This is a genomic window from Paenibacillus massiliensis subsp. panacisoli DSM 21345 (genome assembly GCF_000426545.1).
In the GTDB taxonomy this organism is placed as follows: Bacteria; Bacillota; Bacilli; order Paenibacillales; family Paenibacillaceae; genus Paenibacillus; species Paenibacillus panacisoli.
Window position 1 is genome coordinate 74,955 of sequence record NZ_AUFO01000020.1, and the last position, 25,351, is coordinate 100,305.

General features: G+C 45.3%; 21 protein-coding genes. 16 read left to right on the forward strand and 5 right to left on the reverse strand.

Annotation, left to right across the window (positions count from 1 at the left end; genetic code table 11):
• Positions 1-61: 61 nt before the first annotated feature.
• The gene (locus K331_RS0116825; RefSeq protein ID WP_028591200.1) at positions 62-925 is read left to right on the forward strand and encodes a LysR family transcriptional regulator; all 864 of its coding nucleotides are present in this window, start codon (positions 62-64) and stop codon (positions 923-925) included.
• Between the two features lie 10 nt (positions 926-935).
• Here K331_RS0116825 and K331_RS0116830 read toward each other — a convergent pair whose 3' ends face one another.
• Positions 936-1,799 carry an AraC family transcriptional regulator gene (locus tag K331_RS0116830; RefSeq protein ID WP_028591201.1) on the reverse strand — a complete coding sequence of 288 codons (864 nt, stop codon included), beginning with the start codon at positions 1,797-1,799 and terminating at the stop codon, positions 936-938.
• A gap of 142 nt (positions 1,800-1,941) precedes the next feature.
• Here K331_RS0116830 and K331_RS0116835 point away from each other — a divergent pair, with 142 nt between their 5' ends.
• Positions 1,942-3,474, forward strand: a complete 1,533-nt coding sequence (locus tag K331_RS0116835) for a glycoside hydrolase family 43 protein (protein ID WP_028591202.1) — start codon at positions 1,942-1,944, stop codon at positions 3,472-3,474.
• A 66-nt stretch (positions 3,475-3,540) separates the two neighbouring features.
• On the opposite strand, the gene K331_RS0116840 is transcribed toward K331_RS0116835, so the two are convergent.
• On the reverse strand, positions 3,541-4,425 hold the full coding sequence (locus K331_RS0116840; RefSeq protein WP_166653123.1) for a helix-turn-helix transcriptional regulator: 885 nt from the start codon (positions 4,423-4,425) through the stop codon (positions 3,541-3,543).
• Between the two features lie 130 nt (positions 4,426-4,555).
• On the opposite strand from K331_RS0116840, the gene K331_RS0116845 reads away from it, so the two are divergent.
• A complete protein-coding gene (locus K331_RS0116845; RefSeq protein ID WP_084165495.1) occupies positions 4,556-6,532 on the forward strand; it encodes a glycoside hydrolase family 31 protein in 1,977 nt (658 codons plus the stop codon).
• A gap of 40 nt (positions 6,533-6,572) precedes the next feature.
• Here K331_RS0116845 and K331_RS0116850 read toward each other — a convergent pair whose 3' ends face one another.
• On the reverse strand, positions 6,573-7,397 hold the full coding sequence (locus K331_RS0116850) for an AraC family transcriptional regulator (protein WP_028591205.1): 825 nt from the start codon (positions 7,395-7,397) through the stop codon (positions 6,573-6,575).
• A 123-nt stretch (positions 7,398-7,520) separates the two neighbouring features.
• Here K331_RS0116850 and K331_RS0116855 point away from each other — a divergent pair, with 123 nt between their 5' ends.
• From K331_RS0116855 to K331_RS0116880, 6 genes are all read left to right on the forward strand, one after another.
• Entirely contained in the window at positions 7,521-9,827 is a 2,307-nt protein-coding gene (locus K331_RS0116855) for a sugar-binding domain-containing protein (RefSeq protein WP_226383619.1), read from the forward strand.
• A gap of 203 nt (positions 9,828-10,030) precedes the next feature.
• Positions 10,031-10,684, forward strand: a complete 654-nt coding sequence (locus K331_RS0116860; RefSeq protein ID WP_028591207.1) for a hypothetical protein — start codon at positions 10,031-10,033, stop codon at positions 10,682-10,684.
• 96 nt (positions 10,685-10,780) lie between these two features.
• Positions 10,781-11,662 (forward strand): LysR family transcriptional regulator, encoded by an 882-nt coding sequence (locus tag K331_RS0116865; protein WP_028591208.1) that lies wholly within the window; start codon positions 10,781-10,783, stop codon positions 11,660-11,662.
• Positions 11,663-11,878: 216 nt separating this feature from the next.
• Entirely contained in the window at positions 11,879-13,756 is a 1,878-nt protein-coding gene (locus K331_RS0116870; protein WP_028591209.1) for a beta-glucoside-specific PTS transporter subunit IIABC, read from the forward strand.
• A 19-nt stretch (positions 13,757-13,775) separates the two neighbouring features.
• Complete coding sequence (locus tag K331_RS0116875; protein WP_028591210.1) at positions 13,776-15,209, forward strand: 6-phospho-beta-glucosidase; 1,434 nt, start codon at positions 13,776-13,778, stop codon at positions 15,207-15,209.
• 44 nt (positions 15,210-15,253) lie between these two features.
• Positions 15,254-16,405 (forward strand): MFS transporter, encoded by a 1,152-nt coding sequence (locus K331_RS0116880; protein WP_028591211.1) that lies wholly within the window; start codon positions 15,254-15,256, stop codon positions 16,403-16,405.
• 47 nt (positions 16,406-16,452) lie between these two features.
• Here the strand turns inward: K331_RS0116880 and K331_RS0116885 are convergent, their stop codons facing one another.
• Positions 16,453-16,998 carry a TetR/AcrR family transcriptional regulator gene (locus tag K331_RS0116885; RefSeq protein WP_028591212.1) on the reverse strand — a complete coding sequence of 182 codons (546 nt, stop codon included), beginning with the start codon at positions 16,996-16,998 and terminating at the stop codon, positions 16,453-16,455.
• Between the two features lie 192 nt (positions 16,999-17,190).
• Here K331_RS0116885 and dmpI point away from each other — a divergent pair, with 192 nt between their 5' ends.
• From dmpI to K331_RS0116920, 7 genes are all read left to right on the forward strand, one after another.
• A complete protein-coding gene (gene dmpI, locus K331_RS0116890; RefSeq protein ID WP_028591213.1) occupies positions 17,191-17,433 on the forward strand; it encodes a 4-oxalocrotonate tautomerase DmpI in 243 nt (80 codons plus the stop codon).
• Between the two features lies 1 nt (position 17,434).
• The gene (locus K331_RS0116895) at positions 17,435-17,983 is read left to right on the forward strand and encodes an NAD(P)H-dependent oxidoreductase (RefSeq protein ID WP_028591214.1); all 549 of its coding nucleotides are present in this window, start codon (positions 17,435-17,437) and stop codon (positions 17,981-17,983) included.
• Between the two features lie 91 nt (positions 17,984-18,074).
• Positions 18,075-19,112, forward strand: a complete 1,038-nt coding sequence (locus tag K331_RS0116900; RefSeq protein ID WP_226383620.1) for a zinc-binding dehydrogenase — start codon at positions 18,075-18,077, stop codon at positions 19,110-19,112.
• Between the two features lie 216 nt (positions 19,113-19,328).
• Positions 19,329-20,177, forward strand: a complete 849-nt coding sequence (locus tag K331_RS0116905; protein WP_226383621.1) for a DUF3737 family protein — start codon at positions 19,329-19,331, stop codon at positions 20,175-20,177.
• Complete coding sequence (locus tag K331_RS0116910) at positions 20,174-21,361, forward strand: MalY/PatB family protein (RefSeq protein ID WP_028591217.1); 1,188 nt, start codon at positions 20,174-20,176, stop codon at positions 21,359-21,361. The genes K331_RS0116905 and K331_RS0116910 overlap by 4 nt, the downstream gene beginning before the upstream one ends.
• A 97-nt stretch (positions 21,362-21,458) precedes the next feature.
• Positions 21,459-22,403 (forward strand): DMT family transporter, encoded by a 945-nt coding sequence (locus K331_RS0116915; protein ID WP_028591218.1) that lies wholly within the window; start codon positions 21,459-21,461, stop codon positions 22,401-22,403.
• A 282-nt stretch (positions 22,404-22,685) separates the two neighbouring features.
• Positions 22,686-24,032 carry an FAD-binding oxidoreductase gene (locus K331_RS0116920; protein ID WP_028591219.1) on the forward strand — a complete coding sequence of 449 codons (1,347 nt, stop codon included), beginning with the start codon at positions 22,686-22,688 and terminating at the stop codon, positions 24,030-24,032.
• Between the two features lie 86 nt (positions 24,033-24,118).
• On the opposite strand, the gene K331_RS0116925 is transcribed toward K331_RS0116920, so the two are convergent.
• Entirely contained in the window at positions 24,119-25,162 is a 1,044-nt protein-coding gene (locus K331_RS0116925) for a pectate lyase family protein (RefSeq protein ID WP_028591220.1), read from the reverse strand.
• Positions 25,163-25,351: the final 189 nt, after the last annotated feature.

The window sequence follows — 25,351 nt, forward strand, 5'->3', positions numbered from 1 at the left end:
TATGGCATTATCTCACACTAGTAAAAGTTCTAATAAAGATTATAAGAATGAAGGAGCAGGCATGGAATTAAATGACTTGAGAATCTTCAAGACGGTAGCCGAACTAGGCAGTGTCAGCCATGCTGCACTTGCATTAGGCTATGTTCAGTCCAATGTGACCGTAAGAATCAAGCAGCTGGAAAGCAAGCTGGGGACGGAATTGTTCTTCAGGCACAAGCGAGGAATGATTCTTAATTCCGAGGGCAAACGCTTGCTGATCTATGCGGAGGAGATCTTAGCCAAGCTAGATGAAGCCAGACGTGCCTTTCAGAGCTCCAATCTGCCTTCAGGTATTCTCAATATCGGGATTGTCGAGACCATGATCAGTCTGCCTAGCATTTTATCCTCCTATGTCGGAAAGCACCCCGATGTGGATCTTTCGTTGAAGGTAGGCGTGAGCGAGCAGCTGCTTCAAGACGTGACGAACTTCCAGTTGGATGGAGCCTTTATTACAGGACCGATCAATCATCCGATGATTGAGGCGCAGCAGGTATTCCGTGAGGAGCTCATCCTTGTCACTAAGCACCCAAAGTTCTCCACTCAGGATATTAGCAGAACACCTTTGTTACTGTTCAATAAAGGCTGTAGCTACCGTGAAAGGTTAGAAAGCTGGTTGAAGGCTGAAGGGATTATCCCGAGAAAGATTATGCCATTTGGTACCTTCGAAACGATCATTGGCAGTGTCTCGGCGGGTATTGGTATGACCATTGTGCCAAAATCATCTGTTGAGCAGTTACTTATGGAAGGGAAGCTACATGGCTATTGCATCCCTAGTCCTTATCATGAAGTCTCCACGGTATTCATCCATCGAAAGGATTCGTATATTACCCACACACTCCAATCCTTTATCCGAGAACTGAGTAGTAGTATTAATACTGTAGGGTAGTCTGCAGCAATCAGCTTTTTTTTCGATAAGCTCTTGGTGATTGACCAAGTACACTTGTGAACTGGCGAGTAAAATAATTGCTGTCATTAAATCCGCTCTTAAAGGCTATGTCTGAGATCGGAAGAGAAGTGGTCTCCAGTAATCTACGTGCATGCTCCAAGCGTAGCTGCTGGAGATAGGCGAAGGGTGTTGTGTGATAGTACGACTGAAAAAGTCGATTTAAGTGTCTCACGGATACATTCGATTGGGCCGCAATTTCCTCACGGGATAAAGGCATCGTATAATGATCCTCCATATAGGAGATTGCCTTTGCCAAATGTAGGAGACTGCCACGGGTTCCTTGCTGCTCCTGATCCTCATATAGCCTTGACAATTGGATAGCCAGCTCTATGAACCGTGAACGCAAAATGGATTTATAGCCATCCAGTTGGTGGTCGTATTCCTCAATCATAAAGTCAAGGGTGGAGGATATGTAATCGAAGCTTGAGATTGGCAAGCTCATTTTACTCAAGGAATGGTCAATATTGCGATAATACGGCTCTATAACAAAAAGGGCCTGATACCCCCTTATGGTTCTTAATTCAGGACCTGCCAGCTCCAGTAGATCAGGCTTATACATGATGTTACAGATTCGAAATTCATATGGATTTTTGTAACCGTGAGAGGTAGTTCCGTTAATCACAAAAATGTCGCCCTTCTTGATGAACATTTCTTCCGTATTGACGATGTGGGTGGCATGGCCATGTAAAACGATAACAAGCTCGGAAAAATCAACATGCTGGTGAACAAACATGTCCTTCTCATGCTCCCCGTACTGTATATAGAAGTTAAAATCCTCTTCTGCTGTGAACCAATTCAGATGAATATTTCTCATGGGAATATCCTTTCACAATGAAGTTGGTGATGAAAGGCTGTCCTTATCATGCTACTTTATGACTCTACAATCAAGGCTGAAGGACAACTGACTATCTATAATGGGATTGATATCATAACAACGTGTGAAGGAGAGCTTGTCTATGAATTATCGTAATCCCGTCATTCGTGGTTTTCATCCTGATCCCAGCATTTGCAGAGTTGGCCATGACTATTATCTCGTGACGAGTTCGTTTGAGTACTTCCCAGGCGTCCCGTTATTTCATAGCACTGATCTGGTGAACTGGCATCAGATTGGTCATGTACTGACGAGAAGGGAACAGCTGAATCTTAGTAACGCCGGCAGTTCAGGCGGAATCTATGCGCCAACCATTCGTTACCATAATGGGACGTTCTACATGACAACCACCAATGTGTCGGACTGTGGTAACTTCTATGTACACACCGAGGACCCCTTTGGAAAATGGTCAGACCCTATTCTCGTAGACCAGCCAGGCATTGATCCGGATCTGTTTTTTGACGAGGATGGACAGGTCTACTTTACTACCTCTCATGATGCTATGGGTCAGGGCGCATACCAAAGCCGAATCGACATAAGAACAGGAGAACGGCTATCAGACATAACACGCATATGGAAGGGTACTGGCGGTCAATATCCTGAGGCCCCACATCTCTATCGCATTGGACATTGGTACTATTTGATAATCTCAGAAGGCGGAACAGAGTACGGTCATATGGTAACGATCGCTAGAAGCAAGAGGCCAGATGGTCCGTTTGAAAGCTGTCCCTACAACCCGATTCTATCGCATCGGAGCCTTCTCAAGCCCATTCACGCCACAGGTCATGCCGATCTGGTTCAGACTCCCGAGGGTAGCTGGTGGGCCGTATTTCTGGGAATAAGGCCGAACGGTTATCCTCCGCGCCATCATCTTGGTCGTGAGACCTTCCTCGCACCTGTCCGTTGGACGGATGATGGTTGGCCATTGATCGGTAACAACGGAACGATAGATGACATCATGTCCGCTGAGGATCTCACGCTGGTAGCACCTATTACTGCTCCCGTGAGGGATGACTTCAATAACGAGAGCCTTGCTGCTAGCTGGACATTCCTCCGTTCACCGCAGCCTGATAATTGGTCACTCAGCGCGAAGAGAGGCTGTCTTACCTTATATGGTTCTCCAATTACATTGAATGAAGCGGACTCACCAGCATTCGTAGGTAGAAGACAGCAGGATTTTCATTGCCGAGCCTCGACGCACTTATCCTTTAAGCCACAGCAAGACGGTGAAGAAGCAGGCATTACCGTGTATATGAACGAACGTTTTCATTATGACATGGCTTTAGTTCGATTGGCTGGCGACAACAAACTGATCTTTCGTAGACGATTGGGTACCTTGTGGAAGGTCGAGAGTGAGATTCCTTGGTCATCTGATCACATCCTTCTAGTCATTCAAGCAGATAAAACACACTATCAATTTGGATTTTCCGAGAGCGAAGACAAGGAACCGTTCTGGTTCGGAAAAGGTGAATCCGGACTACTTGCCACGGAAGTAGCAGGTGGTTTCACAGGAGTCTTCATAGCAATGTATGCAACTGGTAATGGAGCACGATCTATTACACCAGCTCATTTTGATTGGTTCGACTATGAGTCCTGCGACGACAACTCAGCTCCTTGAATGCGTTTGCAATGGAAGTTACACCATTGATCTCATAGGCACCGTTGCTGGCAATATGTTTTTGTCCTATTCATTTATATGAGAACGAGCCATGTACTGTCTCGGTGACATTCCAGTGAAGCTCTTGAATACTCTGCCAAAATAAGTCAGGTTGGAAAATCCGACCTGGCTGGCCACATCCTGCACGGAGTAGCGCTGAAGCTGGAGGAGTCGGCAGGCTTCGTAGACTCGCAGCATGTGAATATACTTAATTAGCGTTGTACCCGTTGTCTTCTTGAACAGTGAACAGAAGTAATTGGGCGTAACACAGCACATCCGAGCAGCTTGCTCTATTGTAATGGGTTCGTGGAAATGACTGCCTAAATGCACGAGCAACGGATGTATTCCGGTATCCAATCGGATGTGCTGGTTGCGCTTTCGTTGCTTGGTCTGTTGAAATGCCAAGCCGAGTAGACTAAGTAGCTCACCCTTGAACCGCAATTCGTAGCCTGGACTCTGTTCATGGTGTAGCATAATCAGACGCTCAAGTGATTCGCGAACCATATCGGACATGGGCAAGTCCCTATCATAGAACAATGGCAGTGAGACCTCTCCACCTAGCAGCGGTTGGATATATTGTACCTCCGTATAATCTTGTATCCCTTTCAGCAGGACCTCATTATACACAATGGCATATAGTTCACTTCCGTGTTCCACCGGATGAGCGGAATGCATTTGTCTACGGTTGACCCAGGCAGCTTCTCCTGCATGCAATTGTCTAGAGTCGGAACCAATCTGTAGCTGAAAGCTCCCCTTCGTAATATAAATCCATTCCAAATGATCATGCCAATGAGGCGGTATCAGATAACGGTCGGGAAAATGAATATGAAACACATTAACCGGAAAGGTGAATTCCGGTATTTCCGTATGCTCTTGTCTCCAGGAATATAAATTCTCGTCATGCATATCCATGAACATGCTCATCTCCATTACAAACGTAATATCGTATGAATAATACGTAGTTTTCGTAGATTCTGTTCTGGCTTTGTCCGCTATAATGGGGCTGTAATCCAATTATATGCTGAGATGGAGGTCTACTGCTATGTTTCGCTCGGAAAATGGAAGACTGATACGAGAATATGATCATGAGCGGGTATGGATCGAGGCATGGGGGGAGAATGCTGTTCGTGTTCGTGCCTCCTACAACGACATTCAGAATGATGAGTGGGCGCTGCTGCCAGCTACTTCAACCCACGCGCAGGTGATAATTGAAGAGGACAGAGCAACGATAGTGAACGGCAAAATCAAAGCTGAGATTAGCAAGCAAGGACAAATCTCCTTTTATAACCAGGATGGAAAGCTGCTACTTCATGAAACGGAAGATACCTATCAATTGAAATACGGTGGCCGAGAGCTCAAGCCTTACCCGGGTAGCAGTGATTATTCCGTCAAGCTACGATTGGAGTCCGATCCATCCGAGAAGCTGTTCGGCATGGGACAATATCAGCATTCCTTTCTTAATTTGAAGGGCTGCTCACTGGAATTGACTCACCGTAACAGTCAGATCAGCGTGCCCTTTGTGCTATCAAGCGCTGGCTACGGTTTTCTGTGGCACAACCCAGCCATTGGACAAGTCCATTTTAGTCTGAACGTCACGGAGTGGAGCGCCCCCTCCACCAAGCAGCTCGATTACTGGATCACAGCGGGTGATTCTCCTGCAGAGATTGAAGAAAGTTATGCTACCGCCACAGGCAAGGTACCGATGATGCCGGACTATGGTCTTGGCTTCTGGCAGTGCAAGCTTCGCTACCGTACTCAGGAGGAGCTACTTACAGTAGCAAGAGAATATAAGCGTAGACAATTGCCAATTGATGTAATTGTTATCGACTTCTTTCACTGGACCAATCAAGGGGATTGGAGGTTCGATCCAATCTATTGGCCTGACCCTGAAGGGATGGTCAAGGAGCTGGGGGAGATGGGCATCGAGCTGATGATCTCAGTATGGCCTACGGTCCAGACGGAGAGTGAGAACTATCGGGAGATGCTGGAAAAGGGTTACCTGCTACGCTCCGATCGCGGCGTGCGTACCCAATTTCAATTTCTCGGTCAAAATGCTATTTTTGATGCCACAAATCCCGAAGCACGTAGGTTCTTATGGGGGCTGATTAAGAAGAATTATTACGACAAAGGCATTCGGGTGTTTTGGCTGGACGAGGCGGAGCCGGAGCTAAGCGTCTATGATCATGATATTTACCGCTATCATATGGGCTCCAGTAAGCAGATCGGCAACATTTATCCAGTAAAGTATAGCCAAACGTTCTACGAAGGAATGGAAGCAGAAGGACAAGCGAATATTGTCAATCTGGTGCGCTGTGCCTGGGCGGGAAGTCAACGCTACGGTGCACTTGTCTGGTCAGGAGACATACACTCCAGCTTCAAGGTGTTGGAGATCCAAGTGAAGGCGGGCTTGAACATGGCAATTGCGGGGATTCCTTGGTGGACGACAGACATCGGTGGTTTTCATGGCGGAGATCCGGAGAACCCATCATTCCGGGAATGTATAATTCGCTGGTTTCAGTACGGTGCATTATGTCCTGTCTTTCGGCTTCATGGTGATCGTCAGCCATTTGTTCCACCCACTGGGACAGCAGGGGGCGGCATTTGTGGTAGTGGCTCGGATAATGAAGTATGGAGCTATGGGGATAAGGCATATGAGATTTTCCGGGAATTCATGTATTTGCGCGAGCGCCTGAAGCCTTATATTGCCGAATTGATGCTGGAGGCCCATGAAAAGGGAACTCCACCCATGCGCCCGCTATTCTATGATTTTGATAACGATCCGGCGGCATGGGAGGTGGAGGATCAGTATATGTTCGGCCCGGATTTACTGGTTGCTCCTGTAGTCCGAGAGGGTCAGCGAAGCCGCCAAGTCTATCTGCCTGCAGGAGTCTCGTGGAAGAATGCCTATAGCGGTGACATGCTGGAAGGGGGCTGTACCATCAAGGTAGAAGCGCCATTAGAGCATATTCCATTGTTCTTGAGGAACGGAGCCGAACTTCCTATTGTAGTCGAGAAATAATGGCGGTGGAAAGAGCGCTGCGCGAATGAATTATCCCCCTTCAATGATGGAGCCTCCGGAACTGCTTGGGGGTTAATTGTTCGTGCTTCTTGAAGACCGTGCAGAAATAGTTAGCATCCTCAAAGCCGGACATAAAAGCAATTTCTTTAATGGACCAGAGCGGTTGTTGCAGGAGCAGCTCCTTACTCTTCTTGATTCGAACCGATTGAATATATTGAAAGATTCTAATGTTCATAGTCTTCTTAAAGACCGTACACAAATGCTGCGGGGTAATTCCCGTGATCTCGGCCATGTCATCCAGAGTTAGTGGATTGCTAAAGTTCTCATCAATAAATGTGAGCAGCGGCTTCAGTCTGAGATTCGGATGGGAAATGCTGTTATGCGGATGGGTCGAAGCGTATTGAACAATGTCCGTGAGCAGGGAATAGACAAGGCTGGACCACTGGAGACCTCTTAAAGCATGATCCGATTGTTCAACCCCCATAATACTTTGTATCTTCGCCCAGAAAATGTCTGGTCTGGAGATGTGCAATACACCAGAGGTATTCATCCCTGCCGTTTTCCTCAAAAAAGGCTCCACCTGCTGGCCCTCGAATACGACCCAGTTCACAGTCCAGGTTGGACTAATTGCATAATACTCGTGAGGAAGCCCCTTCAGCAGCAGCATGGCAGACCCCTCTTTAACTCGATAGGCTTTCCCGGCAACGATCAACTCCCCTTCACCCTCCACACATTGAATCCATTGGTGCAGGTAACCCTTCGGACGAATGACATGCTCTTGAGGCCAATTGCATGCCGCATCCACTAGATAGTAGGGGAGCTCTTTGTCCGCATCTGTAATCACTGGCAGAAGCCTCTTATACATAGAATCACCTTAATATTTTAAAGTTATTTTTAATATTGTCAGATTGTACGGGTCTGGATTGGATCCTACAATATAAATATAACAAAGCTTGACATGCGACTACAATCAAAAGGATGGTGAAGGATGATGAGCCGACATGAAACGAAGCTGATGCAGGATTGGGAGTTCACATTGCAGCAACCCGATGACCATAATTTCGAACCCGTCACGCTTCCTCATGACTGGGCTATTACAGCCCCGATCTCAAGAACGATGAGTCAAGCCAAGGAGCAGGGGTTCAGGGACAGATGGGGGATTGGCTGGTATCGAAGAAAGCTTGTATTGGATCAAATGAAGAAGGACCATGTGTACAAGCTACAGTTCGATGGTGTGTATGAGAATAGTACGATATGGGTGAACGGCCAGGAAGCCGGCACTCAAAAATACGGATACTCAAGATTTGTGCTGGATATTACGGATTTGATTCATGAGGGGGACAACCTGATTCTGGTAAAGGTGGATAACACCTCATTACCAGCCGACAGGTGGTATTCGGGAGCAGGTATATACAGAACGGTTACGCTGATGGAACTGAATTATAACCACCTACAGCCAGAAGAAATTCACGTAACTACGGAAATTGATGGTGTAACAGGAATCGTGACCATCAAGACAGGGACTTCCTCCTTGGTGAAAGCATGCCTTTTCGATGACGATCTGAGCGTGACTGCTGAAGCCGATACCGGACACATTCAACTGGAGATTCCAAATGTGAAGCTGTGGAGCCCAGAAAAGCCTTATTTATATCGACTGGAGCTGTCGTTGGTGGAGGGCGGAGAGGTCATTGACAGCTATGCACTGAACGTGGGCATCAGGACAATTGAGATGATCCCCGGAAAAGGGATGTATATTAATGGAACCATGACCAAGGTGAAGGGACTCTGCATTCATCAGGATGCAGGCTGTCTCGGAACAGCTGTCACCCCGGAGATCTGGAGGGATAGACTCGTCCAGTTCAAAGAAATCGGGTGCAATGCCATCCGTACGGCGCATCATATTCCAGCGGCTGAAATTCTGGATCTGTGTGACGAGCTGGGACTTCTAGTCTACGAGGAGCCCTTTGACAAATGGACTGGTGGAGCGTACGGAAGATATTTTGAGACGGAGTGGCAGCGTGATGTGGAATGCATGGTAAGAAGGGATCGCAATCATCCCTGTATCTTCATGTGGGGCGTCGGCAACGAGGTTGAGAACCAGGGGCAGGAGTCGATGTTGAAGATTCTGAGCATGCTGAAGGAGCATCTGCTAACTATGGATAACACGAGACCGATATCGTATGCTATGAACCCGCATTTCAAATATGAAAGCCATGTGGACGTGTCACAGGTGACAGATATTCAGCAATTTGTGGATGAAGTGGACGATACCGAAATTTATGACCTGCAAGATCGGGTGGAGCGCATCCGCAGGATTGCAGAGATTGTAGATGTCATTAGCTGCAACTATCAGGAGCAATGGTATCCTGAGATTCATAAGGCCATTCCAGACAAATTGATCCTGGGGACAGAGACGTATCAATTCTTCAGGGGACATCCAGATCACCTCCAGAATTATAGCGAAAAGGTGCCATGGCTTGATGTGGAGGAAAATGATTATGTCATCGGGGGCATGCTGTGGACGGGGATTGATTATTTAGGTGAATCCATGGGATACCCGGCCAAGGGGTGGGCGGGGTCCTTGTTCTGGACAAATAATGAACGCAAGCCCATGTCCTATCTATATCAAAGCTATTGGTCAGATCAGCCTATCGTATATATGGCTGTTATGGATTATTCACTGCAGGACGAAGGAGTCAAGGAGCATTGGGATGCGCCAAGATATGCGAGTCACTGGGATTTTCCACAGTTCAATAAATCGGTAATCCCTTACATGATTGCAACCAATTGTGAAAAGGTAACGATTGAGCTGAATGACAAAGTATTTTACGTAAATTCACCTTCTTCCTATCCCAATCGAATGATCACAGGCTATCTTCCCTATCTACCAGGCAAAGTTACGGTGCGAGGCTTAATAGATGGACAAGAGGTTAGTACGTACACCTTACAGACAGCTGCTATTGCGGCTAAGCTCCGTTTTGACAAGGAGGAAGTTTTTCTGGATGCAGCCGCTGGTTATTTGAAGCTATTCACCGTTCGAGCTAAAGATGGAGCTGACATACCTGTCTTCCGAGAGAGTGCAAAAGTTGTATTCAAGGTTAGCGGGCCGGCAGAAATTGTCGCTGTAGATAACGGAGATCTCAGCTCAAGCGAATCCTACGACAGCCATTGGATGCATATGTATCACGGTTGTGTCAGTACGGTGATTCGGCTGACTGGAGAGCGAGGACGCGCTGTCTTATCAGCCTATTCCGAAGGCATGTATCCTGCTCAGCTTGTGATCAATATTGTATAGGCAGGAAGATTGCTGATCTTGTACGGATCTTGTACAGATATTACTGGGAAGAACCTGTAGGTTCAGTTACGCTCTGCATGTGAGTACCTTCTCCATAATGGGTAATAACATATCATTGAAACATTAGAGAGTGCTGAACCGTTAATGTAGTGTGATGTGTTATATCCAGAGCCACAGGAGAAGATACGAAAGGAGCGATCAGATTGAATAACAGATATCCCTTGAGAACAATTATACTGATGTTCGTCATGGTCTTCATGCTAACCGCATGTAAGGGAGGGTCAGTTCCTACGGAAACTACCGATACTACCGACACCCCAGGAGCAGCAGGTCCAGAAACCGAAGTAACCTCACCACCTTCCTCTGGGCAGGAGGCATCCGAAGTAGCAACCCGCCCGCATACTGAAAGCTTTGAGCTGTTGACAGCTGAAGGCAACCAATCCCTGGAAGCAGTCCTGCAGAAGGGGGAGGGGTTCTCCTTGTATGTCTTCGAGAAATTTGCATTTGATCCGGCTGCGGGGCGCTTATCCTTGGGCAGTAATCCAGATTATTATGTCGACATTGAGCCACTGCCAGCAGATTATGATATCGCTCAGCTTGAAGCTGCAGGAAGGGAAGAGTTAAGCCAGGCTGGTGAGGTGTCCGATTATAGCGGCGAGTTGATGGAGCACCCACTTGGCTACGCAGAACTCTATCTTCAAGCTTCCGGGGAGAAAGGGATTAGCGATTATATGGTGTGGACATCAGAAGCAGGGGATGCTTTTCTGTTCCGCCATCATAATCCGAAGGGGGAGGAGGCCTCCGATTTTGCCGGGCCTGTGCTGGTCTCTCTCTCAACCGTACAGAGGGATATGTAGCCTAAAAGCAGGTTATGTTGAAAATCATATAAAACCAAGATAATATGGGGGCAGGTGAATTAGCATTTGGTGAGTTGAAGCAAAGCAGGAGGGGTCATGGAATTAAGAGTGCTTCGATATTTTTTGACAGTAGCCCGCGTGGAGAACATTACACATGCAGCAACGATCCTGCATGTGACACAGCCTACGCTAAGTAGACAGTTGGCTGATCTGGAAAAAGACTTAGGAACTCAATTGTTTATACGCGGCAAAAGCAAAATAACACTAACGGAGTCAGGGATGCTTTTGCGTCAGCGGGCAGAGGAGATTCTTACCCTTGCAGATAAAACCGAGAAAGAGTTCAAGGATCAGAACAACCTGGTTGGAGGAACCATTTCGATTGGTAGTGTTGAATCATTAACATCCAATGTGATTCTACAATCGCTAAAAGACTTCAATGCAGAATATCCTCAGGTTAGCTATCACATTTTTAGCGGGACTGGTGATGACATCAAGGAAAGGATCGATAAGGGTTTACTTGACATTGGAATCTTGCTGGAACCGATTCATATCGAAAAGTATGATTTTATCAGGCTACCGCAAAAAGAGCGATGGGGCATTCTTACAAGAACCTCGTCGCCACTTGCAAGTAAAGACTATGTGGCTGCAAAAGATCTGACAGGAGTACCGTTGCTCATTTCGAGTCGAGTCGTTGTACAAAATGAGATTGCCAGTTGGTTCGCCGATGAGTATTCACAGCTTCACTTTGTAGCTACCTATAACCTAATATCCAATGTGGTCAATCTAGTAGAGCAGGGATTAGGAACTGCAATCTGTATTGAGGGGGCTGTGGCGATGAAGCATTCGGACAGTCTTTGCTTCATCCCATTTTATCCAGAGCTTCAATTTCCAACGGTGATTGTCTGGAAGAAGCATAAAATATTCAGTCCATCTGCAGTGCGTTTTTTGCAACATATTAAACATGCCTTTCAGGCATGATAAAGCATTAAATATAGGTATTGGCTATAGCTATTTATCTGATGATATTTTAAAGGTGCAGTGAATGTTACCTTTTTATATCACTCACAGATAAGTAGCTTTTTTATTTTGGGAGGAGTTAATTAAGGAGGTGGAAATGCTTATAAGCAGAATTTTATAAGCGCTTCCGTGTACGTTCATAGTAGTAATAGAGACACTTAGAGGGGGCACCTTGGTATGAGCAAAAAGTATGAGAACTTAGCTAAAGATATTGTAGAGCGTGTTGGTGGTCATGAAAATGTATCTACACTAACCCACTGTATGACTCGACTTAGATTTGCATTGAACGATATTAATAAAGCGAAGCGTGAGTCGATTAAGTCTTTAGATGGTGTCATTGATGCCATAGAAAGTGGCGGACAGTTTCAGGTCGTTATTGGAACACATGTTGAAGACGTTTACAACGAGGTCGTCAAGCATTTGGAACCTAAGTGGGCTTCAAATAGCGAAGCAGGTAATGGGAGAAAAGCAAGTATTGTAGGCAAATTTATTGATTTCGTATCTGGAACCTTTAGTCCAATTGTTCCTGCCATTGCTGGTGCCGGGATGATTAAAGCACTTTTAGCTCTGTTGATTTTGCTTAAATGGATCTCACGAGACTCACAGACCTTTTATGTCATTAATTTTATGTCAGACGCCATATTTTACTTCTTACCATTTTTGTTAGCCTACTCTGCTGCAAACAAACTAAAGTGTAGCCCTGTATTGGCAATTGTCCTGGCGGGAATCTTCTTGCATCCCAGTTTGATTCAATTAAAGACAGAGGGCAATGATGTCAACGTATTTGGTATCCCACTGACGCTTGTTACTTATAGTTCATCTGTGGTTCCAATCCTTCTAACGGTATGGGCGCAATCGTATATTGAGCCTTTCTTCAAGCGAATAATACATGATTCCATAAAAATTATTTTTGTGCCGATGTTAACTATCTTGGTTGTTGGAACGATTGGCCTTACCGTACTTGGTCCGTTAGGATCATTTGTCGGAACGTATTTAGCAATGGGCTTTGATTTCTTAGGTTCGCATGGTTCTTGGCTGGTTATATTCATCATCGCGACATTCTGGCCAATCCTTGTCATGTTTGGACTACATCATAACATTGTGCCTCTTTCATTAACGCAAATCACCACCTTAGGTTATGAAAATATTATAGGTCCGGGTGCTCTGGTATCTAATATAACGCAAGGTGTGGCTGCTTTGGTGGTAGGTTCGAGAACTAAAGATCCATCCATGAAGCAAATCTCGACAACTAGTGGTATTACCGGATTAATGGGTATTACAGAGGCAGCTCTTTATGGAGTAAACTTGCCGAAGAAATATCCGCTAATCGCAGCAATGATTGGTGCTGCTTGTGGCGGACTATATGCAGGTCTAACAGGGGTATCTCGCTATGCAACCGGAGCATCCGGTATACCTGCCATTCCGCTGTATTTAGGTGCTAACTTGGCTAATTTCTATAATATCTTAATTGCATTGCTTATTGCAGCACTTGTAACCGCAGTTCTTACGTACTTGCTTAGCTTTAGATTTGAAAAATCAGCAAACGTGAGCACGGAAGAAGTAAAAGTAGCGGTAGAGACTGTTCCAATTACAGCAGCAGCATTAACTATAGCAAGTCCATTGAGTGGAAGCACCATTGCACTTAAAGATATACAAGATGTGGCCTTTGCTTCTGGAGCCATGGGTAAAGGAATAGCAATAGAGCCTAGCGAAGGAAAGGTTATTTCACCCTTTGATGGCACAATCGTATCTCTCTTTCCCAAAAAGCATGCCATGGGGCTCCGGTCAGATACAGGTGCTGAGGTTCTTATTCATGTAGGTCTGAACACGGTTAAGCTCAATGGTAAGTATTTTGAATCGCATGTTGTCGAGGGGCAAAGAATTACGAAGGGACAATTGTTGCTTACCTTTGATTTGGAGAAAATCCAAGCAGAGGGCTACGTGACACAAACTCCAATTATTATTACTAACTCAGATCGCTACAAAGAGCTCACGGAGACCACACAAACAGTGGTATCTTTCGAGGATTCATTATTCGAACTAAAAGTAAATTAGAGATAGGAGCTTATGAGATATGGTTCTACGAAAAGACTTCCTCTGGGGAGGAGCAACTGCTGCGAATCAATGTGAGGGTGGTTATTTGGAAGGGAACAAAGGGCTATCCAATGTCGATGTTATCCCATGGGGAGAAGACCGGGTTCCTATTATGCGAGGTAAAAAAGAAGCACTTGAGTGCGACAGCTCACACTATTATCCGAGCCATGAAGCCATTGATTTCTACCACCGGTATAAAGGGGATATTGCGTTGTTCGCAGAAATGGGCTTCAAAACACTACGTTTATCCATAGCCTGGACAAGGATCTTTCCCAATGGGGATGATGAAATACCTAATGAAGCTGGACTGGAATTTTACGACAATGTATTTGATGAATGCTTGAAATATGGCATTGAGCCCTTGGTAACCATTACACACTTTGATGTACCCATGCATCTGGTCAGAACGATTGGTTCCTGGAGAAGCCGCACAATGGTAGAGCATTACGCGCGGCTTTGTGAGACCCTTTTTAGTAGATATAAAGACAAAGTGAAATATTGGCTCACGATTAACGAGATCAATATGATCCTGCATCTTCCCTTTGGCAGCGCAGGTCTAGTATTCAAGGAAGGTGAAAATGAAGAAGCGATCAAATATCAAGCCGCACATCACCAATTACTTGCGAGTGCAAAGGCTACCGAAATTGCACGCAAAATCAATCCTGAAATCCAAATTGGCTGCATGCTAGCTGGGGCGAGCACGTATTCTTATACTCCAGCTCCCGAAGACGTATGGAAAGCCATGACACGAGACAGGGAGCATTATTTCTTCGTTGATGTTCAATCCCGTGGGGAATATCCTAATTATGCTAAAAAGATGTTTGAGCGAATGGGGATTGACCTGCAATTTGAGCAGGGGGATGAAGAGCTATTAAAGAATAATACGGTTGATTTTGTCTCATTTAGCTATTATGGTTCACGATTGACCAGTGCAGATCCCGAAGTAAATACAGAGACTGCGGCTAATTTGTTTCCGACTTTAAAAAATAAATACTTGAAAACAAGCGAGTGGGGATGGCAAATCGACTCATTGGGTCTCAGAATTACGCTAAATGCACTCTATGATCGCTATCAAAAACCGCTGTTCATTGTAGAAAATGGACTTGGAGCCCACGATACCATTAACGAAATGGGCCACATTGAGGATGATTACAGAATTGAGTACATCCGTGAACATATTCAAGCTTTCAAAGCAGCAGTGGAGGAAGACGGTGTAGAGCTTCTCGGATATACGACATGGGGATGCATTGATTTGGTAAGCTCCAGTAGTGGACAAATGAGTAAGCGCTATGGCTTTATCTATGTTGATAAAGATGACAGCGGTAATGGCACATTGGAACGCAAAAAGAAGAAATCATTTGACTGGTATAAAAAAGTGATTGAAAGCAATGGAGAAGAATTGTTCTTGTCATAGTGCAAGTATGACTTCCTGAGAAGGGGGGATGAACGATGAGCACAATAAATCGTTTATGGACCAAGCCATTTGTTCTAATGACTGCTGCAAATCTGGCACTGTTTACCGCATTTTATATGCTCTATCCCACGATGCCAGCATTTATTAAGGAATTGAGTGGCGACGAGTCTCAGGTTGGCATGGTAGTGGGCGCTTTTGCGCTCTCTGCTGTGTTCTTCAGACCGCTTGTAGGTGGGCTGCTAGATCGTTATGGTAGACGTTTGTTTATTACGCTGGGGCTCATAGTGTTCGCTGTAACCATGTATATGTATAACTGGGTTGGAGGCATTCTGATGCTTATAGCACTCAGAATCCTTCATGGGCTCAGTTGGGCGTTTTCTACTACCGCAATGATTACTTCTGTGACAGATACAGTAGCTCCAGCAAGAAGAGGCGAGGGGTTAGGCTGGTTCAGCACGTCAATGACGCTAGCTATGGCAGTAGGTCCGCTATTCGGGATCTGGGTTATCCAAATGCACTCTTACAGCATATTGTTTCTGTTAGGTCTGATCCTTTCTTCGATTGCGTTGATCTTGACCATGAGTGCAAAGATCCCCTTCAACCCACAACCGAGCAAAGGCAAACTACAATTGTACGAAAAGTCAGTGTTACCTATCGCGGTAGCCGTCTTCTTTCTCTTCATCGCTTATGGTGGTGTTACCACTTTTATTCCTTTATTCGCTGATTCACTTCAGGTCAATTCCGGAGTATTCTTTCTAACGTTCGCTGCAGCGCTGGCATTGAGCCGCCCCATTACCGGGAAGCTTTCGGATCGATACGGGGAGCTATTCATACTTGCTCCTTCACTAGTAGTTACGATCAGTTCTTTAATTATGTTATTTGCTTCCAAAGGAACGGTGGGTATTGTGATATCAGCGGTCCTATATGGTATTGGCTTTGGATCGGCTCAGCCGGCATTCCAATCAGCAACCTTACTGGTTGCACGTGCCGACCGTAAGGGAGTCGCCAATGCTACAATTACAACTGCTAACGATCTCGGGATCGGTCTCGGCTCGATTATATTGGGCATGATTTCTCACTATGCCAGTTATCAGGCTTTATTTGTAGTCTGTGCATTGTCCGTCGGGCTATCCTTGATTCTTTATCTAGTATTTGTGAAGCCTATTTTAAGAACTAAGAAATATGCGGAAAAATGATTGTCAGATTAAGCGGGTTACGATATGGAGCAGCTCCTTAGGAACATTCAAAAATTCCTGTCCAAGATTTGTCCGGTTTGTTCGGCGATTACACGAGGGGGTACAGGCATGCCATTCTTGAACCACCATTCTACAGCTCCAACGACAGCAGCTCCAAAAAATTGAAGAATAATCTCTTCATTCAAGCCTTGATTGACTCCCTCGGAGGTATCGACCTCAACGCCATATTCCTGAACGACCAGATCAAGGAAGCGACTGCGGAAGTAGGCTGCGCTCTTTGTATTGAGCATGATCGAAAAGAATAGGTGATTGTTAGCAAAGTAATCAAACCAGACGTAATTTCCTTCTTTAAAGGTCATGTCAGCAGCAGAGTGGCATAGTTCACGGAGATTACTAATATGTTCTTCCACAATCTTATCGAGTAAATCATATTTATCCATATAGTGAAGATAGATGGTTCCTCGGTTCAGATTGGCTCTGTCAGATATATCTCTTATTGTTATTTCTTCAAAGTTTTTCTCAACCATAAGCTCAAGAATGGCCTTCTTGATCGCCTCTTGAGACTTAATAATTCGTCTGTCTATTTTTGTCATTGATAAGTCAGCTCCTCCGTTAGATAATCGGCAATTCCTTAGAATATGTTCATTAATCCACACATTGAGCGGATTTGATTATTGAAAGAATAGGGTTTCTGTTTAGAATTATAAACATAAGTTGATTAAACAATCAATGTTCATATTTGAGAGCTTAAGAAATGCAACATTAGATAAAAAGGAGACTATATCATGCCAGTAATATCCATTGAAGCCCCTACATTAACAAAAGAGCAAAAGAGAATGTTGGTAAAGGAAATGACCACATCAGCTGCAAATATCATGAGCCTGCCAGAGCAAGCCTTTTTTGTTTTCATAAAGGAAAATGATAGAGATAACATTGGTGTTGCAGGAATGCTATTAGCTGATCGTGATGAGCAAAATTCGCCAGTTAGTGAACGGCCTCAACACACAAACGAATTGGAGAGAAGCTGAAATGAAAACACTTGTCCTTGTATTTCACCCTAATTTGGCAGCATCCCGTGTGAATCGACGTTTGACCGAAGAACTGGAGCAGCAAGGGACGGTTACAGTGCACCGGGTCTATGAAGCTTACCCCGATGAGAACATTGATGTAGCGGCTGAGCAAAAATTACTTGAGCAGCATGACCGTGTCGTTCTTCAGTTTCCGTTCTATTGGTACAGCACACCTTCATTATTGAAGAAATGGGAGGACGCAGTCCTCACTTACGGCTGGGCGTATGGAAGTACAGGGAATAAGCTGCACGGCAAAGATTTGTTAATTGCAGTCTCCGTAGGCGCTGCCAAAGAAAACTATTCACCAGATGGAAATTTTAAACACACGATTCATGAACTGCTGAGACCTCTTCAGACCACGAGTAATATGATCGGCATGCGTTATCTGACTCCATACATTTTGTACGGTGTCATGCAGCACCTGTCGGATGAAGCCCTTGAGCAAAGTGCCAAAGACTATGCTACCTATATACAGAACACTGAGGTTGTACAGCTATCCGTCAGATAACAATCAGTTACCGATATATAGTAGTTTGCTCAGATTGCATGAGCGGACAACCATCAATTGCAACTCATATGAAAGTAAAGGTGGAACCCCTATGATGAAAGCCAATATTATGTATGCCGCTGGGGATGTGCGTGTAGAAGAAATAGCTGTCCCGCAATTACAGCTTCCTACGGATGCCATCTTGAAGGTGGTTGCTGCGTGTATTTGCGGCAGTGATCTCCATCCATATCACAACATGCATGCCCATGAGCATGGTGAAGGTGAAGCTATGGGCCATGAGGTGATTGGAAGAATCGAAGAAATGGGTGAACAGGTCTCCGGCTTCAAGAAAGGCGATCTAGTCATCGTCCCCTTTGCAGTAGGAGACAACACTTGCCCATTCTGCGAGGAAGGCTTAATGACTTCTTGTGTGCACGGGAGCTTCATGACAGGCTGTCAGGCGGAGTATGTTCGAGTGCCTCAGGCACAAGGAAGCATGTTCAAGCTACCTGATCATATTGATGAGAATTCTCCGTTGTTGCCGTCGCTGCTAACTTTGTCTGATGTGTATGGTACAGGCTATCATGCTGCTGTCATGGGCGGAGTCAATGAAAGTACAACAGTAACTGTGATCGGTGATGGAGCTGTCGGTCTGCTTGCCGTTCTCTCTGCGAAGAAGCTTGGCGCGAAGAAAATCATTCTCATGGGTCGCCATAAGAAGCGGACAGATCTTGGTATTGAATTCGGAGCCACGGATGTCATATCTGAACGTGGAGAAGAAGGCATCGCGAAAGTCAAGGAACTGACGAATGGTGAAGGAACGCATGTCGTACTGGAATGTGTTGGGCTGATGTCTGCCTATGAAATGAGTCTTGGAGCCGTTCGTGCTGGTGGAGTTATCAGTCGTGTAGGAGTACCTCAATACGAGGATGCTCCGGTTGGTTTTACAAGTCTGTTCGGACGTAATATTACCCTTAGAGGTGGTCCAGCGCCGACTCGTGCGTACATGGAAGTATTGTTGCCAGATATTCTGGATGGAAGCCTTGAGCCTGGTCGCGTCTTTGACGTAACCGTTGATCTTGACGGCGTTCCTGAGGGATACCGTGCGATGGATAATCGCGAGGCTCTCAAAGTATTGATCAGACCTTAAGTGGCAGAGGCCACTTGATTAGTGGGGCCTGCGTATGCAGGCTCTTTTTATTGACGGGAAGTGAACACCATCGGATCGTATACTGCTACTCATGTGTCTTATTGCTCAAGGAATTGCTATCTGAAATACCTACAGCACTAAGCCTTGCTAGAAGGAATGCATCCGGGTGTAAGTCTGTAAGTAATGACCATAGCGAAACGGGGGATTAGATTGTCATTGATTGACCAACAAATATTGACCGGAGAACGTGCCCTATTCAAAAGTAAGGATTTAACCATAACGAATTCTGTATTCACTGACGGTGAGTCCCCATTGAAGGAAAGTAGTAACATCATTATTGAGCATAGTATTTTCAAGTGGAAGTATCCACTCTGGTACTGTAATCACGTTACACTAATGAACAGTACACTGCTGGAGATGGCACGATCGGGTATATGGTATACACATCATATTTCGATCAGTGATAGTGTCCTTGAGGCGCCGAAGAGCTTTCGGCGTGCAAGCCATATTCGACTAACCCATGTAGATTTGCCCAATGCGCAGGAGACCCTTTGGCAATGTAAAGATATCTATCTAAACCATGTGACTGCCCGTGGGGATTACTTTGGTATGAACAGCGAGAACATCTTCATTGATGATTTTACGCTAGTTGGAAATTATGCGTTTGATGGGGCCAAGAATATGGAGATTCGAAACGCAAGACTCATTTCCAAAGACGCCTTCTGGAACTGTGAGAATGTCACCGTGTATGATTCCGTGATTATAGGAGAATATCTCGGCTGGAACTCCAGAAATATCAAGTTTGTCAATTGCAGAATTGAGAGTAACCAGGGCATGTGCTACATGGACCAGTTAACGATTGAGAACGGAACGATTATCAACACAGACCTGGCATTTGAATATTCAGCCATTCAGGTAGAAGCTACAACAGAACTCTTAAGTGTGAAGAATCCATTAGCCGGAAGCATTAAGGCGAAGAATATACGAGAGCTCATTCTTGATGATCCCGAGATTATAGCAGACTCGACACAATATGACCTAACGGATCGGGTGAAAGCTACATGATGTTTGATTTTGATAAAATGACGGAGCGATCCGGAACCAACTCATATAAATGGGATATTGCATCCGGTGAATTACCCATGTGGGTAGCAGACATGGATTTTGAGACTTCATCTGCCGTAATCACGGCTATGCAAAAAAGACTAGATCATCACATCTTCGGCTATACTTCTGTACCAGATGGCTATTATGAGGCTGTAGCGCAATGGTGGGCCAATAGACATCAATTCAAGGTGCAAAAAGATTGGATTATGTTCTGTACGGGGGTTGTACCCGCGATCTCCTCCATTGTACGCAAAATGACGAAGATGAACGAAAAAATACTGGTAATGGCTCCTGTATATAATATTTTCTATAATTCCATCCTAAATAACCAACGTGAGCCGATCGTAAGCAATCTACTCTACCAGAATGGTGAGTATGCCATTGACTGGGAGGATCTTGAAGTGAAGTTGTCTGACCCTGATACAACACTAATGATCTTCTGTAATCCTCACAATCCGATCGGGAAGGTATGGGACCGAGCAATCTTAGAACGGATCGGGCAGTTATGCATCAAGCACCATGTTCTGATTGTTTCGGATGAGATTCATTGCGACTTAACACATCCTGGCTTCAAGTATGTGCCTTTTGCTGCGGTCTCTGAAGAGATCGCGAACCATTCTATTACCTGCGTCGCTCCAACCAAGACCTTTAATCTGGCTGGAATTCAGACTTCAAGCATCATTATACCGAATCCTGAAATATGGGCTCTGGTTCGGCGGGGAATCAATACGGACGAGGTTGCAGAGCCTAACGTATTTGCCGTGGAAGCGGCCATAGCGGCCTTTACAAAAGGAGAACCTTGGCTTGAAGCGTTATTAAGTTATCTGATGAGGAACAAGCAGCTGCTTGAACAGTTTATCCAACACGAAATACCGGAACTTCAGGTTATCTCCTCGGAAGCTACGTATTTGGCTTGGATTGATTGTAGCTCCATTACACAGGACACCGAGGATCTATGCGAGTTTATTCGAAAAAAAACCGGCTTATATGTGTCAAAGGGTGGTATATTTGGTGGCAATGGTGATCATTTTATACGCTTAAATTATGCTTGTCCTGCCGCAAGGCTGGAAGAAGGGCTGCAGAGGTTGAAGAGAGGAATCCACGCATACCAGGTCAATAAACAGAGGCTAATACGTCCATAAATATGGTCACGGTGAGATACTATGGAACAGTAATTTCTATCTGAATGAACTACATTGATAATACTGAATTGTCTCGAATATAAGGAGTGAAGTTCTGTTGTTAGCCATGATTCTTGCTGTGGGAATCGGAGCTAGTCTTGCGGTTCAAACGGCGATCAATGCCCAGTTGCGAACATATGTCATATCGCCATTTTTAGCCTCCATGATTTCCTTTGCTATAGCCGCCATCTTTCTTAGCGCCGCCACGTTACTTACTGGCTCCTCATTGAGTGTGCCCCTAGAGATCTTCACTAGAGAACCCGGCTGGATTTGGCTTGGGGGCTTGTGTGGCGTCATTGGCCTGACTACGAACATTCTTTTGTTTCCTAAGCTGGGAAGTGTCCAAACGGCGGTTATACCCATTTTGGGGATGACGCTGATGAGTATGCTGATTGATCACTATGGATGGTTCCATTCCATTTCGCAGCCTTTTGGATCCACTCGTACCATGGGCATCACATTGGTTTTGTTAGGCGTTTTTCTGGCAATAGCTGCACAGGATGTGCTACGTACACGCCGTTTCTCCAAAGCAACGAATAGCACGAATCAGGTAAGTCAATGGATATGGCGCATGGTGGGCATCGGTGCGGGTATGCTGATGTCTGTCCAAATCGCCGTTAATGGTCAGTTGGGAAGAGTGCTGGATTCACCGTTTCATGCAGCATTTGTATCATTCTTCGTTGGTAGTATTACATTGATTCTCGTAGTGGCTCTTAGAGATCGTTCTTATACGAATGTAAAGGAACCCATTAGACAATTCGCTCCTTGGTGGGTGTGGATTGGCGGAATACTAGGAGGAACCTACGTACTGATTAACGTATTTCTGGTCAATCAACTTGGTACAGGTCAGACCGTGATTCTTGCTTTATTAGGGCAAATCATCGGCAGCCTATTCGTGGAGCAATTCGGTCTGCTGCGATCTGTAAAAAATCGAATACAGCCCATACAGATTGTTGGAATCCTTGTTATGCTGGCTGGTGTAGTGCTGATAAGGATGTTTTAAGTCAGGCTGGGGCTTTCCGTTACAACTCCTGCCAGTACAAATGCAATTGACCCCTTTGCCAGTTCTATGTTGATCTGAACGGAGATGTAGACCTATGTGTGCACTTTGCATACATAGGTCTTTTTTGGGATGCGCATCTACATTTCAGCGCTAAATATGCCTAAGACATCTCAGCACTAGCCTATACACATCTCGAGCCTATTACATAGGCTATATGGAGTCAGCCCAATTGTTCACGAGCAGACATGGATGGTTACTTAATCTAAGGAGTTGAGTAGATCGGTGAGTTCACAAAAGAGGCTAACGGGGCGAGTTATTTTCAAGGGGGACCCTGGGTACGAAAGGGCGCGTAAGAACTGGGACCCACATACAGACAGATTCCCCAAAGTATTTGTGTTCGCTCAGCAGACAAAGGATGTAGCGAACGCCATAAGCTGGGCACGTCATAACAAGGTTCCGATTCGTCCAAGAAGCGGGAGACACGCATTAGAGACTAACCTGTCACAGGTTAATGGTGGGATCGTCATTGACGTTAGCGAAATGAAGAAAATAAAGCTAAACAAAAAAAGCGGAACGGTTGTTGTGGAGACGGGTAATCGGGTGGGAAGAATCGTAGATGCGCTTGCGAAGCAAGGGTTCATGGCCCCATTCGGTGACAGCCCAACGGTCGGCATCGGCGGAATTACGCCTGGCGGAGGCATCGGCCCGCTACAAAGAACCATCGGTCTGATCAGCGATAACCTGCTGGAGCTTGAAATGGTTGATGCCAAAGGACGGGTTATTCGTGCGAACAAAAAACAAAATTCTGATCTTCTGTGGGCCACACGAGGCGGCGGAGGCGGTAACTTCGGTGTATATACCAAATATAAGTTCAAGGTGCGACGCGCTCCAGCTAAGGCGACTGTATTCCGCATTACCTGGCCATGGGCACAATTCGAGAAGGTCGTGAAGAAATGGCAGGTTTGGGCACCGAATGCCAGTACCAAGCTAGGGAGTGAACTAAGCGTTGGTCCCAAAAAAGGTGGAAACGTCAGCATGCTGGGGCTGTATCTCGGATCAAAAAGTGAGGCTCTTCGGCAGTTGGCACCCATTCTTAGTGTAGGGACACCAACTCAGAAAACTATTGAGTACCTTCCATACACGCAAGTCACAAAGTTTATGCTGGCTCCGGACCCTGTGCTTACACAAAGGTTCAGCAATCAGTTCTCCAGCGGCTTTGGTCGACGTCCATTCCCTGAAAAAGCCTTCAAAGCCATGCGTGAATTCCTGGAAAAGGCGGAGGGAGGTACACCAGCGGGCTTCTACTTCTTGAATTGGGGTGGGGCTGTCAGTCGGGTTGCACCACAAGCCACGGCATTCTACTGGAGAAAGGCTGATTACTATGTTGAATGGAACAGCTCGTGGGTGAAGCCATCCCATGCAGCCAGAAATATCGCTTTGACCCGAAGCACGAGAAAGAAACTGGAGCCTTATATAGTAGGCTCGTATATCAACGTACCAGACCAAGGCATTACATGCTCCGGACCGGTCTATTACGGAAAGAACTATGCCAGACTGAGAAAAGTTAAAGCGAAGTACGATCCGCAAAATGTATTCAACAACCCGCAAAGCATTTCGCCAGCCCAATAAAGCTTGATGTTGTGGATGGGGAATCCTCCAGCCATCCACAACATCATTAAGACAGCATGTTCAACAGGTCTAACCCTTTTGAATCATTATTTACCAAAGACAAGCGTTGTATTGGATGAGCCGGCGTATTTGGTCACGAACTCACGAGCATAGCTGGCATCACGCACTTCATAGCTGTAGTTACTACTAGGTCTCCAGTTGGTTTTTGGGGATTTTGGAGCAGTTAGAGCAGGTGTGCTGCCTGTATCGGTGAATTCACCTTTACCCTTGTCATCGAGTATGCCGCCTTTTTCTGCACCCGCTCCGAAATAGTTGTTCTCCGAGTAAATGCGAGCTTTTTCACCGATCGTAATCGATTGATTAAAGTTGTTGGCATAGTTGTTTTTGATATGGTAGTACCCATATCTGAAGAGACCAGGACCACGAACGTACAGATTCTCAAAATAATTGTTAGCTATGGTCACATGAGGCACACCATCGTAGCTGCTGTTGCCATCATTGGGGTGTCCCATAATAATTCCGTATTTGTGGTTAGCAAATTTGGAATTGCTAACGGTAATATAGTCTGCTCTATCGCCAATATACAGGAGCTTGTCCAGATCTCCGCCGCCAGAGCTGTAATTGTGGCCCGAGAATGTCACATGATCAATCCAGTAGTTCGAGCCAGAGGTAATGTACATCTGAATATCATCGTTTGCGTTGATGCTGGCAGAATGCTCGAATTTCAGGTTCTGAAAGATAACATTGCTGGAGGTGGAGGTGGAGCGGAAATGAATATTCGTAAGCGTATGATTGTCATATGAGCCGACAATTGTCTTATTTGCACCAAAATTAACTTTCTGCAATGAGGACGACGAGATGTTGCGTTCGATGACCAGAATTTTAGGAGTCGTGTCCGCAATGTGCGTTCGCAGGTCATTCAGATTATTGATGTAGATGATTTGACCGTTTTTGCCGCCTGTGACTGCAGATTTGGAGACACCATTTTCATTTTTGGCATTCCCCGCAAACCCGGTGAGCCCCGTCGTGCCCGTGTTCGGAAAGTTGGCTGCACCATAAGTAGGCGTGATAGAAGAGAACGTTAAGATCAGAAGCGCAGCAGCAACCATCCATTTTGTAAACCCTTTCATAAAAATTCACCATCCTTTTTTTGATTATCCTTATTTTTACATAATGATTGTATCCTTCAAATATTGTAGTGTCAACACAAATTATGTAACTAAACCAATATTTATGATATTTAGTGTAGATAATTGTCTATATTTAGAAAACAGAAATAAACATATATATGTTTTGATGTAAGCGTATTATTATCAAAG

What these genes read in the sequence shown, in the direction of transcription:
- K331_RS0116825 (WP_028591200.1), top strand. Translation starts at nt 62, where the DNA reads ATGGAATTAAATGACTTGAGAATCTTCAAGACGGTAGCCGAACTAGGC.
- K331_RS0116830 (WP_028591201.1), bottom strand. Translation starts at nt 1,799, where the DNA reads ATGAGAAATATTCATCTGAATTGGTTCACAGCAGAAGAGGATTTTAAC.
- K331_RS0116835 (WP_028591202.1), top strand. Translation starts at nt 1,942, where the DNA reads ATGAATTATCGTAATCCCGTCATTCGTGGTTTTCATCCTGATCCCAGC.
- K331_RS0116840 (WP_166653123.1), bottom strand. Translation starts at nt 4,425, where the DNA reads ATGGATATGCATGACGAGAATTTATATTCCTGGAGACAAGAGCATACG.
- K331_RS0116845 (WP_084165495.1), top strand. Translation starts at nt 4,556, where the DNA reads ATGTTTCGCTCGGAAAATGGAAGACTGATACGAGAATATGATCATGAG.
- K331_RS0116850 (WP_028591205.1), bottom strand. Translation starts at nt 7,397, where the DNA reads ATGTATAAGAGGCTTCTGCCAGTGATTACAGATGCGGACAAAGAGCTC.
- K331_RS0116855 (WP_226383619.1), top strand. Translation starts at nt 7,521, where the DNA reads ATGATGAGCCGACATGAAACGAAGCTGATGCAGGATTGGGAGTTCACA.
- K331_RS0116865 (WP_028591208.1), top strand. Translation starts at nt 10,781, where the DNA reads ATGGAATTAAGAGTGCTTCGATATTTTTTGACAGTAGCCCGCGTGGAG.
- K331_RS0116870 (WP_028591209.1), top strand. Translation starts at nt 11,879, where the DNA reads ATGAGCAAAAAGTATGAGAACTTAGCTAAAGATATTGTAGAGCGTGTT.
- K331_RS0116875 (WP_028591210.1), top strand. Translation starts at nt 13,776, where the DNA reads ATGGTTCTACGAAAAGACTTCCTCTGGGGAGGAGCAACTGCTGCGAAT.
- K331_RS0116885 (WP_028591212.1), bottom strand. Translation starts at nt 16,998, where the DNA reads ATGACAAAAATAGACAGACGAATTATTAAGTCTCAAGAGGCGATCAAG.
- dmpI (WP_028591213.1), top strand. Translation starts at nt 17,191, where the DNA reads ATGCCAGTAATATCCATTGAAGCCCCTACATTAACAAAAGAGCAAAAG.
- K331_RS0116895 (WP_028591214.1), top strand. Translation starts at nt 17,435, where the DNA reads ATGAAAACACTTGTCCTTGTATTTCACCCTAATTTGGCAGCATCCCGT.
- K331_RS0116900 (WP_226383620.1), top strand. Translation starts at nt 18,075, where the DNA reads ATGATGAAAGCCAATATTATGTATGCCGCTGGGGATGTGCGTGTAGAA.
- K331_RS0116910 (WP_028591217.1), top strand. Translation starts at nt 20,174, where the DNA reads ATGATGTTTGATTTTGATAAAATGACGGAGCGATCCGGAACCAACTCA.
- K331_RS0116925 (WP_028591220.1), bottom strand. Translation starts at nt 25,162, where the DNA reads ATGAAAGGGTTTACAAAATGGATGGTTGCTGCTGCGCTTCTGATCTTA.